1 protein-coding gene is annotated in these 628 nt (G+C 37.7%); it reads right to left on the reverse strand.

Annotated elements, in window-relative coordinates; all coding sequences use genetic code 11:
- Positions 1-583: restriction endonuclease subunit S (locus DW173_RS23680; protein WP_120145343.1), on the reverse strand; the 583-nt coding region annotated here is incomplete at its 3' end.
- Between the last annotated feature and the right edge of the window lie 45 nt (positions 584-628).

The following is a 628-nucleotide window of genomic DNA, read 5'->3' on the forward strand; positions in this document are numbered from 1 at the left end:
CGAACCACGACTTGAACAACGCCTGTGCCTGCTGCTCTAAATTATCATTTATCCGGCGGTTCAGCTCGATTTTGGAGTCGAGTGATCGGAGTATTGAAACCACTTTCCTCTGGTGAGACAAATTAGGAAGTAGAAGTTCAATATCTTCAATCATTCTTTTAGTCAAAGCGTTTCTTGTAGCTCCTCCTTGTGAAATAGAGAGCAAATAAGATTTCTTATATTGCAAAAAATAGAGCAGATAATCATTCAATACAAGATCTGCATTTCCTCGAATAATGGCTACATGCTGATTAACCCTTGCTGGAAGAATCCAGCTGGGGGCCATACAAGCTCTTGCTACAGAATCGCCAGTAATATTAAGTAGAACATCATTCTCTTCGATGGAAACATTGTTTAATTTCTGCGCTTGTTCATTATTAATATATGCAAGACCATCTACTGAAAAATTGAAGTCCAACACGTTTTGACTTCTTATTAGTGCAATATTTCCACCCAAATATGACTCCTTACCGCCTTTAGGTGTTGCTCCACTGCCTATTTTGGAACAAAGTTCACTGAACTTATAAATTTTTGTCTCTTCCATAAATGAGAATTTAGCAGTTGGTTTGACCATCTAATTTAGCTTCTA

Source organism: Bacteroides sp. AM16-13 (assembly GCF_003602705.1).
GTDB classification, from domain to species: Bacteria; Bacteroidota; Bacteroidia; order Bacteroidales; family Bacteroidaceae; genus Bacteroides; species Bacteroides xylanisolvens.